This is a genomic window from Micromonospora sp. WMMD736, from assembly GCF_049179015.1.
Taxonomy (GTDB): domain Bacteria; phylum Actinomycetota; class Actinomycetes; order Mycobacteriales; family Micromonosporaceae; genus Micromonospora.
In genome coordinates this window covers 5,380,983-5,393,720 of sequence record NZ_JBMHMI010000001.1, presented here as the reverse complement: position 1 = coordinate 5,393,720, position 12,738 = coordinate 5,380,983, and the positions used below count along the sequence as shown (strand labels likewise).

General features: G+C 72.2%; 12 protein-coding genes. 4 read left to right on the top strand and 8 right to left on the bottom strand.

Features of this window, described 5'->3' with window-relative positions:
• Positions 1–7: 7 nt before the first annotated feature.
• The 3 genes from ACN269_RS24375 to mca form a co-directional block, all read right to left on the bottom strand.
• Positions 8–2,488 (bottom strand): putative bifunctional diguanylate cyclase/phosphodiesterase, encoded by a 2,481-nt coding sequence (locus ACN269_RS24375; RefSeq protein ID WP_421476539.1) that lies wholly within the window; start codon positions 2,486–2,488, stop codon positions 8–10.
• Between the two features lie 229 nt (positions 2,489–2,717).
• Positions 2,718–3,011 carry a hypothetical protein gene (locus ACN269_RS24370; RefSeq protein WP_421474597.1) on the bottom strand — a complete coding sequence of 98 codons (294 nt, stop codon included), beginning with the start codon at positions 3,009–3,011 and terminating at the stop codon, positions 2,718–2,720.
• Between the two features lie 48 nt (positions 3,012–3,059).
• The gene (gene mca / locus ACN269_RS24365) at positions 3,060–3,941 is read right to left on the bottom strand and encodes a mycothiol conjugate amidase Mca (protein ID WP_421474596.1); all 882 of its coding nucleotides are present in this window, start codon (positions 3,939–3,941) and stop codon (positions 3,060–3,062) included.
• A 202-nt stretch (positions 3,942–4,143) separates the two neighbouring features.
• On the opposite strand from mca, the gene ACN269_RS24360 reads away from it, so the two are divergent.
• Positions 4,144–4,584, top strand: coding sequence for a DUF4307 domain-containing protein (locus ACN269_RS24360; RefSeq protein WP_421474595.1), 441 nt, complete (start codon positions 4,144–4,146; stop codon positions 4,582–4,584).
• A gap of 157 nt (positions 4,585–4,741) precedes the next feature.
• On the top strand, positions 4,742–5,239 hold the full coding sequence (greA, locus tag ACN269_RS24355; RefSeq protein ID WP_355048818.1) for a transcription elongation factor GreA: 498 nt from the start codon (positions 4,742–4,744) through the stop codon (positions 5,237–5,239).
• Between the two features lie 50 nt (positions 5,240–5,289).
• Here the strand turns inward: greA and ilvA are convergent, their stop codons facing one another.
• The 5 genes from ilvA to ACN269_RS24330 form a co-directional block, all read right to left on the bottom strand.
• Positions 5,290–6,510 carry a threonine ammonia-lyase gene (ilvA, locus tag ACN269_RS24350; RefSeq protein WP_421474594.1) on the bottom strand — a complete coding sequence of 407 codons (1,221 nt, stop codon included), beginning with the start codon at positions 6,508–6,510 and terminating at the stop codon, positions 5,290–5,292.
• Positions 6,507–7,484 (bottom strand): DUF4328 domain-containing protein, encoded by a 978-nt coding sequence (locus tag ACN269_RS24345; RefSeq protein WP_421474593.1) that lies wholly within the window; start codon positions 7,482–7,484, stop codon positions 6,507–6,509. The genes ilvA and ACN269_RS24345 overlap by 4 nt, the downstream gene beginning before the upstream one ends.
• A 47-nt stretch (positions 7,485–7,531) precedes the next feature.
• Positions 7,532–8,923, bottom strand: coding sequence for an amidase (locus ACN269_RS24340; RefSeq protein WP_421476537.1), 1,392 nt, complete (start codon positions 8,921–8,923; stop codon positions 7,532–7,534).
• A gap of 30 nt (positions 8,924–8,953) precedes the next feature.
• On the bottom strand, positions 8,954–10,096 hold the full coding sequence (locus ACN269_RS24335) for a cystathionine gamma-synthase (protein WP_421474592.1): 1,143 nt from the start codon (positions 10,094–10,096) through the stop codon (positions 8,954–8,956).
• Positions 10,097–10,208: 112 nt separating this feature from the next.
• On the bottom strand, positions 10,209–11,258 hold the full coding sequence (locus ACN269_RS24330) for a YncE family protein (protein WP_421474591.1): 1,050 nt from the start codon (positions 11,256–11,258) through the stop codon (positions 10,209–10,211).
• Positions 11,259–11,361: 103 nt separating this feature from the next.
• Here ACN269_RS24330 and ACN269_RS24325 point away from each other — a divergent pair, with 103 nt between their 5' ends.
• Both ACN269_RS24325 and msrA read left to right on the top strand, forming a co-directional pair.
• The gene (locus tag ACN269_RS24325; protein ID WP_421474590.1) at positions 11,362–11,784 is read left to right on the top strand and encodes an HIT family protein; all 423 of its coding nucleotides are present in this window, start codon (positions 11,362–11,364) and stop codon (positions 11,782–11,784) included.
• 74 nt (positions 11,785–11,858) lie between these two features.
• Positions 11,859–12,521 carry a peptide-methionine (S)-S-oxide reductase MsrA gene (gene msrA, locus ACN269_RS24320; RefSeq protein ID WP_357130066.1) on the top strand — a complete coding sequence of 221 codons (663 nt, stop codon included), beginning with the start codon at positions 11,859–11,861 and terminating at the stop codon, positions 12,519–12,521.
• Positions 12,522–12,738: the final 217 nt, after the last annotated feature.

Below are 12,738 nucleotides of genomic sequence, written 5' to 3'. Positions count from 1 at the left end.
CGGGCGGTCAGGAGGCGCCGTCGGCGCGCAGGCGGAAGACGTTCGACTCGGCCGAGTCGCGAAGGGTCCCGAGCACCGCGCCGATCTTGTCGGCCGGCATCGGCTTGAAGAAGTGGTAGCCCTGCGCGGACGTGCAGCCCAGCTCGGCCAGGGCCAGCCGCTGTTCGGCCGTCTCCACGCCCTCCGCGACCACCCGCAGCCCCAACTCGTGGGCGAGCCCCACGGTGGTCCGGACGATCGCCGCGGCCTCCGGCGAGTCGGCCATCCGGATCACGAAGGAGCGGTCCACCTTCAACTCGTCCACGGCGATCCGGGTCAGGAAGGTCAACGAGGAGAAGCCGGTGCCGAAATCGTCCACCGCGAGCTGCACACCCATCAACCGAAGGTTGGCGAGCACCTCGTCGATGATCTCCAGTTCGCTCATCACCACCGTTTCGGTGATCTCCAGGACCAGCCGGTGGGGCGGCACCTGGTGGCGGCGCAGGGCGTCGGCGATCTCCGCCGGGAGGCGGGGGTCGAGCAGGCTACGCGCGGACAGGTTGACCGAGATCGGGACGTCCAGCCCTTCGCGGGCCCAGCCGGCGGCCACCCCGAGCGCCTTGTCCAACACGTACCGGGTGAACGTGCCGAGTTGCTCGCTGTTCTCCACCGGGCGGATGAAGTCGGCCGGGCCCAGCCAGCCGCGCCGGGGGTGCTGCCAGCGGATCAGCGCCTCCACCCCGGTGGGCGCGCCGGTCGCCAGGTCGACTGCCGGCTGCAACGCCAGCACCAACTGGTCGTCGACCTTCAGCGCCTCGCGCAGCTCGGCGAGCAGGGCGAGCTGGTCGGTGCTGGCCGCGTCCCGGGTGCTGTCGTACGCGGCGACGCTGCCGCCGCCCTCCTTGGCCTGGTACATGGCGATGTCCGCGCGGCGCAGCAGCTCGGTCAGGTCGGCGGTGCCGGCGTCGGCCACGACCACGCCCACCGAGACCTCGATGGACATCCGCACCCCGGCCACCTCGGTCGGCGCGGCCAGCCGCTCGGCGATCTCACGGGCCTGGCGTAGCGCGTGTGCCATGGGGGCGGCCCGATCACCGAGCACCGGAACCGAGGTGAGCAGCAGCGCGAACTCGTCGCCGCCGAGCCGGCCGAGCAGGTCACCCGGGCGGGCCAACGCGCTGAGTCGATTGGCCGTCAGCCGCAGCAGCTGGTCGCCGGCCGCGTGCCCGAGGGTGTCGTTGACCTCTTTGAACTGGTTGATGTCCAACAGCAGCAGGGCCACCGGGTGGTCGTGGGCGAGCTGCCGCAACGACTGGTCACCCTTGCCGAGCATGGCCGTGCGGTTCGCCAGCCCGGTCAGCGCGTCGTGCACCGCCTCGTACGACGATCGGGCGGTGACCAGCCGCAGCTCACGGTGCGTCGCGGCGTCGTGCAGTGCGGCCGCGAGCGCGTCGCCGAACGCGGCCACCGCATCCCGTTCGCGGGTCGTGGGCGGGGCGGAGCGGGGGAACTGGACCCGCAGCTGACCGACCGGCGCGGCACCCACCGCCAGGGGTCGGACCAGCTCGTACTCGTCGGGCTCCGACGTGTCCGGCGGGCTGACCTCCCGGTCGAGCAGCTGGCCGCTGGCGTCCCCCCGGTAGCGACGCCACCTGCCGTCGGGCCGGGCCACCTCGACATCGACCAACTCGGCGTTGAACAGCGTCAACGCGCCCGTCACCGCCGCGCTGGCGACGCCCCGCTCGTCGAGCTGGTTGAGAGCGGCGGTGGCCTCGGCGAAGGCACGCCACGTCCGACGTTCCTGGTCCGCCCGGAGGCGGTAACGATACGTCTGTTGCAGAAGCCAGAGCAGCGGCGGGAGCAGCAGCAACCAGCGCGCGTCCAGCTCCAGCAGCGCGATCACGACCAGGCCGACCGCCACGTTGCCGACGAACATCAGCAGCTTGCCGCGCAGCGCGGCCAGCAGCGGCGCCCCGATCGGCAGCCCGTGCCGCAGGCTCAGGCTCACCGCGCCGAGCCAACCCGTCACCATCAGGTACGTCACCGACCCGGCGATCACGGCCAGCGCCAGCATCGGGTTGGGCGGGGTGAGCAGAGGGTGCCCCAACGCGGTGGTCACGGACACGGCCAGCGCCGACGCGGCGGCCAGCGACGCGGCGATCCGGACGACCTCCAGCGGCGGACGGCGATCGCTGTGCAGGGACAGCCCCGTCCAGGCCAGCCCGGCACCGATCAGCGTGGCCGACGGCAGCCAGCCGGCCGGAGCGAGATAGAGGCAGACGATCAGGGCCGCCTCACCCCAGGTGATGCTGACCATGCCGGCGGCGCTGCGGAACCGGAGCCGGGCGAGTTGGGCCAGGGCCAGGACACCGACCGCGATGCCGAAGCGGGCCGGACCGCCCAGCGGGTCGTCGGTCGGCAGCCCGGACGGAAGCGTCAACCCGACCACGGCGGCGACCAGCGCGGTCAGCGTCACCGCGACCGTCAGCACGCGCAGCCGGACCGGCATGCCGTGCACCCCGAGCCGGTCGAACGGGTCGCCGGCCGCGCCGGAGGTCATCGACCTCCCCCGTCAGCCGACCGACCGACGGTACGGCGGGCAGCCGGTGCTGTGCTGGCCATCGGCGCCCCCTCCCGCGCACGTCTCGGGGACTTTTGGTCCCCCGGCGGAAGGCTAAGCCAAACCGGGTGGTCGCAACAGGGGTCCACCACCCGGTTCGGCGTGAATCACGCGCGTACTACCCGTTCCGCTGCTGCTGGTGCCCATTGGGAGCGTGCGTGGATGAATCATGCGCGCCGGCCCCGTCTGTCGGATCGACGACTGAAGCGTCGGACCCGGTCGGACCGACCGCCCGCCCCGGCTGCGGGAACCGGTCGGGCAGCCGCCGCAGTCGGGCGTTCATGTTCCGGATCAGCAGGATGGTGGCGGTGGCCAGCAGCAGGATGAGGAGGAGGCCCATCGGGCCGGCCAGACCACCCGTGCGGGTGTCCCCGAAGTTGTTCTCCGCGAGCACCTGGGCAGCGGTCAGCATGGTCGTCCTCCGATGTGCGATTGCCTACCAGCGTAGCCCCGGCCGTAATCAGCGCGCGTGCGCCGTCTCCCGCACTCCGGCGAAGAGGTCGGACTCGGGCAACGGGCTCTCCACCATGGTGCGGACCAGCTCGAAATCCTCGGTCGGCCACGCCCGCTGCTGCATCTCCATCGGCACGTGGAACCAGAAGCCGTCCGGGTCGACCTGGGTGGCGTGGGCTCGCAGCGCGTCGTCCCGCACCGGGAAGTATTCGGCGCAGTCGACCCGGGTGGTGATCCGCGGGCCCTTGTCCGGACGCTCGTCCCACCGCTTGAGCCACTCCTCGTAGGGCGACTCGGCTCCGGTGGCGAGCATCGCCTCGTGCAGGGCCATGATCTTGGCCTTGGAGAAGCCGATGTCGTAGTAGAGCTTCAGCGGCTGCCAGGGGGTGCCCAGCTCGGGGTAGCGCTCCGGATCACCGGCGGCCTCGAAGGCGGCCACGCTCACCTTGTGGCACATGATGTGGTCGGGGTGGGGGTAGCCACCCTCCTCGTCGTACGTGGTGACCACGTGGGGACGGAACTCCCGCATCAGCCGGACGAGGGGGCCGGCGGCCACCTCGACGTCCTGGAGGGCGAAGCAGCCCTCGGGGAGCGGCGGCAGCGGGTCGCCCTCGGGCAGGCCGCTGTCGACGAACCCGAGCCAGGCCTGGTCAACGCCGAGGATCGCCCGCGCGGCGTCCATCTCGGCCCGCCGGATGTCCGCGATGTTGGCCCAGACGTCGGGCCGGTCGAGCTTGGGGTTGAGCACGCTGCCGCGCTCACCGCCGGTGCACGTCACCACCAGTACGTCGACCCCCTGGGCGACGTACTTCGCCATGGTCGCCGCACCCTTGCTCGACTCGTCGTCCGGGTGCGCGTGGACGGCCATGAGACGCAGCTGCTCTGCCAACTTTCGGCGCTCCTCGTCTGTGCCGGCCGGGTGGACCCGACCGGGCTCGACCGGCTGACCTGCCAGGACCCTCCCTCGCCCCGCCGCCGGTCGGCACCTGCGGGACCCGACCTGCCGTTCCTGGCGTTCGGCCGGGCTGGGAGGATGGACTTCTGCCATTCTTGCCGATGCCGCCGACAACAACGCCAGGAGATACCCGCCGGTGACCGAGACGCACGCCACAATTTCACCGGGCGCGCCGGTCTTTCCGGCCGGACGCTATGGCCGACGTCGGGCGCCCGGCGGAGGCCGGCGACGCACGCTGCTGGCCGCCCTGGTGCTCCTGGTGCTGGTGGTGGGACTGAGCCTGATCTCGCTACGGCTCTACCGGCAGTACGGCGACCCGGTCTACGACGCCCAGGTGCTCACGTACACCGACATCACGGACAACCAGGTGGTGGTCGACTTCCGGGTGCGCGTACCGGAGGGCGGCTCGGCCGTCTGCGTCCTGCGCGCCCGGGACCGCGCCGGCGTCGAGGTGGCCCGGGACGAGGTCACGGTGACCGCCGCCCCGGGTGAGCGGCACGTCAGCGCCCGGCACCTGCTGAAGACCAGCGCCCGACCGTTCATCGGCGAGGTGCTGCGCTGCCGAGCACCGTCCTGAACTGCGCAGACATCACCCGGTGACGACCGCCGCCCGGCGTCGACCGCGGGTGTCGGATACGGACACCGCCGGTGATCGCCGACACGCTGTGTCGTACCGCACTGGTAGCTTGGTAGTTCACCTGTCAGCCAGCCACGCACAACCGAGGAGAACGCCTGTGTCCACTGGCAACGAGGCGCCCGCCACCTGGCTGTCCCAGGACGCGTACGACCGCCTCCAGGCCGAGCTCGACGAGCACATCGCCAACCGTCCGGCGATCGCGGCCGAGATCAACGCCCGCCGCGAAGAGGGCGACCTGCGCGAGAACGGCGGCTACCACGCCGCCCGCGAGGAGCAGGGCAAGGCCGAGGGCCGCATCCGCTACCTGCAGGAGCTGCTGCGCACCGCCAAGGTCGGCGCCGCGCCGACGGCCGACGCGGTGTCACCGGGCATGGTGGTGACGATCTACTTCGACGACGACACCGACGACACCGAGACCTTCCTGCTCGGCTCGCGGGAGATCGCCGCCACCACCGACCTGACGGTCTACAGCCCCGAGTCCGCCCTGGGCAAGGCGATCCTGGGTGGTCGCGCCGGTCAGACCTGCACCTACACGGCACCGAGCGGCGCCGACATCAAGGTGACCGTGGTCAGCTTCGAGCCGTTCTCCGGCTGAGCACCGCGTACCGCCCACGGCGTGACGCCGTCGGGGCGTGACACCGCCTGTCACGCCTCGGCGGCGAACACCACCTGGTAGCCACTGGCGCGCAGCGCGCTGATCAACGTGTCGGAGTGCTCCACGCCACGGGTCTCCACCGACAACGCCACCTCCACCTCGCCGAGACCGAGGTGCGGGTTGGCCCGCTGGTGTTCCACGTCCACCACGTTGGCCCGGTGCTCGGCGATCTGGCTGAGCAGTGACGCGAGCTGGCCGGGCCGATCCGAACAGCGCACGGTCACCCGCAGGTAGCGGCCGGCCGCGGCGAGACCGTGTTCGATCACCCGCATCATCAGCAGGGGATCGATGTTGCCGCCGGAGAGGACCGCGACCGCTGGCGTCTCCACCTCCACCACGCCGGCCAGGAGTGCGGCCACGCCGACCGCCCCGGCCGGTTCGACGACCTGCTTGCCGCGTTCCAGCAGCATCAGCAGGGCCCGCGAGATGTCCTCCTCGGAGACCGTGACGATCTCGTCGACGAGCTTGCGGACATGGTTGAAGGTGATCTCCCCCGGCCGTCCGACCGCGATGCCGTCCGCGATGGTGGCGAACGCCGGCAGCCGGACCGGCTCTCCGGCCACCAGGGAGGGCGGGAAGGCCGCCGCGCCCGCCGCCTGCACCCCAATGATGCGTACGTCCGGGCGCAGCGCCTTGGCCGCCACCGCCATGCCCGAGATCAGGCCGCCCCCGCCCACGCCCGTGATGATCGTCCGCACGTCGGGGCACTGGTCGAGGATCTCCAGGGCGACCGTGCCCTGCCCGGCGATCACGTCCCGATGGTCGAACGGGTGGATGAGCACCGCGCCGGTCCGCTCGGCGTACGTCTGCGCGGCCACCAGCGACTCGTCGACGGTGGCGCCGGCCAGCTCGACCTGTGCGCCGTACCCCTTGGTGGCGGCGACCTTCGGCAGCGGCGCGTTGACCGGCATGAAGACCGTCGCGTGCGTGCCGACCAGCCCGGCGGCGAGCGCCACGCCCTGGGCGTGGTTGCCGGCGCTCGCCGCGACCACACCACGCTCCCGCTCCGCCGCCGACAGCCGGGAGATCCGCACGTACGCGCCACGCACCTTGTACGAGCCGGCGCGCTGCACGTTCTCGCACTTGAGCCACGTCGGTCCGCCCAGTGCCGCGCTCAGCGGCCGGGAGGGCTCCAGCGGGGTGGTCCGGACGACGTCGGCCAGCAGTTTCCGCGCAGCCCGTACGTCGTCGAGGCCGACCAGTTCCGTCATGCCCCGATCGTGCCACCCGACCTCGGCTGCTCCGTCGGCGACACCGGGATAGCCGACGCGGTCGCGTCCGCCGGGGCCGCCGAGGCGGGGGCGTCCGCCGGGGCCGGGGTGGTCGCGGCCGCCGGGGCGGATCCAGCGGCCGGTGGGGCGGGCACGGCAGGCGGAGCGGGCGGCCATGCCTGTGCTGGCCAGACCGGGGCGGTCGGCCAGGCCGGGGCGGCGCGGGCGATCCGGGCCTCCTGGGCCGCGGAGATCCGGTGGATCAGCAGGATCAGCGTCACCGCCGCGATCGCGCAGCCCAGCGCCGGCAGGGTGTTGCGCAGCAGCGAGTCCCGGTAGTGGTCGACGTACGCCTGATAGCCGGCGTCGTTGAACGGGGTCTCCGGCAACTTCGCGTACGCCTTGTCCTCAAGGCGGCTGCTCAGCCGCTCGCCGACGCTGAACACCAGCCACGAGCACCACCAGACGCTCACCAGGGTGGGCGTGAACCGTCGCCAGAGGCTGTCCCGCGCCACGCCCGCCACGACCCGGGCCGGCACCACGAAGTTCGCGAACGGCACCAGCCAGCCGGCGATCGCCCAGCCCGCGCCGAGGGTGGGCAGCGCGCCGGGGAAGGCGTCGGTGTTCTTGCGTGCCCGCCAGGTCCAGATGATCACCAGTACGGCGGCGGTGAGGTAGGCCACGGTCATGGTCAGCGACACCACGACGGTGATGACCACCGCTCCGAGGAGCAGATCCGGGTCGTCACCGGCCATCGCCCGCCGGGCCAGCATCATCCCGATCAGCGGGGACAGCGCCACCACCAGGTAGAGCACGGCCGTCGCGCCGACGGCGACGCTGGCCGCCAGGCCGATCCCCCGTACCCGGTAGGTCGCCAACCCCGGTGTGACCGCCGGCTGGCCGAGCGGCGTGTGGCAGCGCGGGCATTCGTTGTGCTCGGAGGACGTGGCCTCTCCGCAGGTCTGGCAACGCATTGGTGTCCCCCGTGGTTCGCGCGACGATGCGCGCACACGCTAGACGATCATGCGCTGGCCGGCGACCCCGTTCCGACGAGGGGATAGCCGGGGGCGTGCCGCGACCACGGGGCGGTCATCTCGAACTGACCGGCCACGCCGAGCAACAGCAGCTCCGAACCGGGCGGGCCGACGAGTTGCACGGCGACCGGCAGCCCGTCCGGGCGACGTCCCACCGGCACCACGATCGCCGGCAGGCCGGCGACGTTCCACGGCGCGGCGTACGGGGCGTACCTGATGTTGGTTGACAGGTTCGCCCGCCAGGACCGCTGCGACCAGCGGTCGGCCTCCGGCGGCGCGCTCGCCAGAGCGGGCGTGAGCAGCAGGTCGACGGAGTGGTCGGTGAAGAAGTCGACCGACCGCTGCCGCCAGGCGGCCCGGTCGGCCTCCCGGACGTAGCCGCGCCGCTGTGCCCACTCGCCCAGCGCGACGTGCCGCCGGGTACGGCGTTGCAGGCCGCGCCGGTCCAGCCCGGCGGCCCGGACGTCGGCGGCGGCCGCGGCGAACCAGGTGGCGAGGCCCTGTAGGCCCAGGGCCGTGGGGTAGACCGGATCGGCCGGCACGGTGTCGTGGCCGGCGGCGGCGAGCAGCCGGCCGGCGGCGGCCACCGCGTCCCGGTTGGGCTCGTCCGGCGCGACACCACGCACCGGTGAGCGCAGCGAGACACCGACGCGCAGCCGCTGCGGCGGTACCAGCTTCTCCGGGCGGCGGCCGGCGAGCACCGAGAAACCGACGGCGGCGTCGGCGACCGTGCTGGCGAGCATCCCGTGCTCGGTCAGGCCGAACCAGTCGTCCGCGCCGAGTTGGCAGGGCACCACACCGCGACCGGGCTTGAGGCCGACCAGACCGCAGCAGGCCGCTGGGATGCGGATCGAGCCGAGGCCGTCGTTGCCGTGCGCGATCGGCACCAGGCCGGCGGCGACCGCGGCCGCCGCGCCGCCCGAAGAACCCCCCGGGGTACGGGTGTTGTCCCACGGATTGCGCGTCACCGCGCTGTCGTCGTCGGTGAGCGCCCACAGCCCCAACTCGGGCATCCGGGTGACCCCGAGGATCACCGCGCCGGCGCCGCGCAGCCGCCGGACGACCTCGTGGTCTGCCTCCGCGACCTCGGTCCGGACGGCGGCCGATCCGTTCCAGGTGGGCAGGCCGGCGACCGGGGTGTTCTCCTTGACCGCCACCGGCACCCCGGCCAGGGGGAGGTTGGCCAGGTCCTCCTGCTCGTCGACCTTCTCCGCCTCGGTGATCGCCTCGCCGCCGCGAACGGCGCGGAACGCGGCCAGTTCGCGGTCGGCGGACGCGATGTACTCGAGGTGGTCGGCGACGACCTGGGTGGCCGAGACGTCACCCCGGCGTACGCCCCGGGCGATCTGCTTGGCGGTCGCCCCGACCCAGGTCGCCATGATGTCCTGCACGGCCGTCCTCCCCAGCGGTCAGCCCAGCGCCTGCTCCAGATCGGCGAGCAGGTCGTCGACCGTCTCGATGCCGACAGACAGTCGCACGAGATCGCCGGGAACTTCAAGCGGCGAGCCGGCAGCACTTGCGTGTGTCATCCGGCCCGGGTGTTCGATCAGCGATTCGACACCGCCCAGCGACTCGGCGAGCACGAAGAGCTTGGCCCGGTTGCAGATCTCCACGGCGTGCTCCTCGCCGCCGGCGGCCCGGAACGAGATCATGCCGCCGAACCGGCGCATCTGCTTGGCCGCCACCTCGTGACCAGGGTGCGAGGGCAGCCCGGGATAGATCACCTCGGCTACCTTCGCGTGCCCGTCGAGGTACGCGGCCAGGCGCTCGGCGTTGTCGCAGTGCCGGTCCATGCGTACCCCGAGGGTCTTGATGCCGCGCAGGGTGAGCCACGCGTCGAACGGGCCGTTGATCGCGCCCATCGCGTTCTGGTGGTAGCGCAGTTCCTCGCCGAGCGCCGCGTCGGCGACGACGAGCGCGCCGCCCACCACGTCCGAGTGCCCGCCGATGTACTTGGTGGTGGAGTGCACCACCACGTCGGCGCCGTACGCGATCGGCTGCTGGAGGTACGGCGAGGCGAAGGTGTTGTCGACCACCAGCAGCGCGCCGGCCTCGTGCGCCACACCGGCCAGGACGGCGATGTCGGCGATGCCGAGCAGCGGGTTTGTCGGCGTCTCCACCCAGACGATCTTCGTCCGACCGGGCTGCACGGCGGCCCGGACCGCGGCCGGGTCGGAGACCTTGGCCGGCGTGAACTCCAGCCCCCAGCGCTGGGCCACCCGGGCGAAGAGCCGGTAGGTGCCGCCGTACGCGTCGTCCGGGATGATCACGTGATCGCCCGGCTGGCACACCGCCCGCAGCAGGGTGTCCTCGGCGGCCAGGCCACTGGCGAAGGCGAGACCCACCGGCCCGCCCTCCAGCGCGGCCAGGCACTCCTGGAGGGCGTCGCGGGTCGGGTTGCCGGAGCGGCTGTACTCGTAGCCGAGCCGGGGCGCGCCGACCGCGTCCTGGGCGTACGTGCTGGTCTGGTAGATCGGCGGGATCACCGCGCCGGTGCGGGCCTCAGGGTCCTGACCGGCGTGAATGGCGAGCGTCTCGAAGCCGTGACTCATTCTGGTGAGGCTAGTGCCCCGTCGCGGCGACCTGTCACGGAACCCGCGCTCCGGGCGGGGGGCGGACCGGCCAGGCCCGACCCCACGCTCCGGTTCGACGCCGGGACGAACCTCAGGCGGCCGGGACGGGCAGGACGTGCAGGGTGACCGGGTGGGTTCCGGTCCAGTCGTAGGAGACCGCGTAGAGCCGTGCGCCGTTCGGGGCCCAGGCCAGCGCTCCCGGGCTGAGCTCGTCGCCCAGCTCGAAGTGGGCCAGCTCGGTGCCGCCCGTGGAGAAGACGAACACGTCCGGGTCGTAGGAGGCGTCCGCGCCGCCGGCGATCCGGGTGCCGTCACGCGAGACCTCGACAGCATTGGGGTACGCGCCGGTGCGGTAGGTGGCCGACGGGGTGGTGATGTCGGCGAACGGGAACGCCTGCACCTCGTACGGGGCACCGGACGCGGTGAACACGGTGGCGCCGGTCGGGTCGAGGGCGATGTCGCGCAGGTTGCTGCCGATCGCCATGAACTCGTTGGTGCCCGGCGCGCTCAGCACGCCCCCCGCGCCGATCGTGTACGTGTACACCGACGCGGGGCTCAGGCCGGGCTGCCCGGCCAGCAGCACCGAACGGTTCTGCCCGGCGGCGGTCAGCAGCGGAGCGCCGTAGAAGCCGCTACCGGTGTCCAGACCCGTGGTCACCCGCGCCGGCTGGCGGCCCAGGTCGATCCGGCCGATGTTGCCGTCCCAGCCGCCGCAGCCGTACCCGAACCACAGGTACCGCCCGGTCAGCGCCAGCGACGACGGGCACTCGCCCGCGCCGGTGTCGTACCGGGCCGACTCGACGAGCGAGCCGGTGTCGAAGGCGGCGATGGCGTTGGCGGTCGGCAGCGCTACGTAGAGGGTCTGCCGGTCGGCGCTGAGCAGCAGGTCGGACGGGCCGGGCAGGCCGGACAGGGTGCCCACGACCGCACCCGTCGCGCTGGCCACCACGACGTCGGTCGAGGAGGGGCCGCCGCTGACGAAGACCCGGTCACCGGACGAGACCACGTCGGCCACCGCCGGCAACGACAGCGGGGTGGCCGTCTGCGCGGGGGCGGCCTGGGCAGGGCCCGGGAGTCCGGCGGTGACCAACCCGGCGGCCAGTACGGCCAGCGCCAGGGTCGTGCGTCTGTTGATGTGCACGTGCGTTCCCCCCATGTTCTTGATCCAGACACGTAAATGAGTACCACAGTCGATGCGTGCGTGGGGGGCACGTCACCGGAGGTCAGCGCTATAGCCTGGCGCGATGAGCGGGTGCGTGTTCTGCGGGATCGTGTCGGGTGACGTTCCGGCGTTCCGGGTCGCCGACGAGCCGGACGGGGTGGCGTTCCTGGACACCCGCCCGGTCTTCGCGGGACACGTGCTGGTGGTGCCCCGGACGCACCTGGTGACCCTGGCCGAGTTGCCGGCCGACCTGCTACCCGGCTACTTCGCGCTGGTCCAGCGGCTGGCCGTGGCCGTGGAGGCCGGCCTGGGGGCCGGTGGGACGTTCGTGGCGATGAACAACCGGGTGTCCCAGTCCGTCCCCCATCTGCACACCCACGTGGTCCCCCGCACCAAGGGTGACGGGCTGCGCGGCTTCTTCTGGCCGCGCACCCGGTACGGCGACGACGCCGAGGCACAGAGCTACGCCGACCGGATCGCCACCGCCCTCGGCGGAGGGGCCTGAGTCACAGTCGCGCGGGTAAGGAAGCAGAGCCCACCGGTGTTACACGCTGGGAGACGCATGAGAGGAGTCCCACCGTGTTCCTGCGCCGTATGAACGCCGAGATGATCACGCCCGAGCAGGCCCTGCCGGGCCGCCCGATCTCGATGCCGGTCGCCGACCGTCACGAGGTTCTGGGCACCCCGCTGAAGGGTCCGTTCCCGGAGGGCCTCCAGGTGGCCGTGTTCGGGATGGGCTGCTTCTGGGGCGCCGAGCGGCTGTTCTGGACGCTGCCCGGGGTGTACACGACCTCCGCCGGTTACGCAGGCGGCTTCACCACCAACCCGACGTACGAGGAGACGTGTTCCGGCCGCACCGGGCACGCCGAGGTCGTCCAGGTGGTGTACGACCCCAGCAAGATCACGTACGAGGACCTGCTGAAGGTCTTCTGGGAGAACCACGACCCGACCCAGGGCATGCGCCAGGGCAACGACGTGGGCACCCAGTACCGGTCGGCGATCTACACGACCACCGACGAGCAGCGGGCCATCGCGGAGTCGTCGCGGGACGCCTTCCAGCCGATCGTGACCCGGGCCGGCAAGGGTGAGATCACCACCGAGATCGCCCCGCTCGGCAGCTACTTCTTCGCCGAGGACTACCACCAGCAGTATCTGGCTCCGACGAAGAACCCGAACGGGTACTGCAACCACGGCCCGAACGGCCTGAGCTGCCCGGTCGGCGTGGCCCGTACCGCCGGCTGACCCTCAGCCCACCTGATGCCCGGCCGCCGACATGGCGGCCGGGCATTCCCGTTCGGCCCTGTGATCGAAATCCGTTGCCGAGCCCGCCGAGGACTCGATAGCGTGGCGGTACACGTGAAAGGAGGTGGTCCAGACTTGTATAGCAATCGGACTCGTGAGGTGGCTGTCCGCTAGCCGCTGTCCTCGACAGTGATCGTCCGCCGCGAGGCGGGCAACC

What these genes read in the sequence shown, in the direction of transcription:
- ACN269_RS24375 (WP_421476539.1), bottom strand. Translation starts at nt 2,488, where the DNA reads ATGCCGGTCCGGCTGCGCGTGCTGACGGTCGCGGTGACGCTGACCGCG.
- ACN269_RS24370 (WP_421474597.1), bottom strand. Translation starts at nt 3,011, where the DNA reads ATGCTGACCGCTGCCCAGGTGCTCGCGGAGAACAACTTCGGGGACACC.
- ilvA (WP_421474594.1), bottom strand. Translation starts at nt 6,510, where the DNA reads ATGACGGAACTGGTCGGCCTCGACGACGTACGGGCTGCGCGGAAACTG.
- ACN269_RS24345 (WP_421474593.1), bottom strand. Translation starts at nt 7,484, where the DNA reads ATGCGTTGCCAGACCTGCGGAGAGGCCACGTCCTCCGAGCACAACGAA.
- ACN269_RS24340 (WP_421476537.1), bottom strand. Translation starts at nt 8,923, where the DNA reads ATGGCGACCTGGGTCGGGGCGACCGCCAAGCAGATCGCCCGGGGCGTA.
- ACN269_RS24335 (WP_421474592.1), bottom strand. Translation starts at nt 10,096, where the DNA reads ATGAGTCACGGCTTCGAGACGCTCGCCATTCACGCCGGTCAGGACCCT.
- ACN269_RS24325 (WP_421474590.1), top strand. Translation starts at nt 11,362, where the DNA reads ATGAGCGGGTGCGTGTTCTGCGGGATCGTGTCGGGTGACGTTCCGGCG.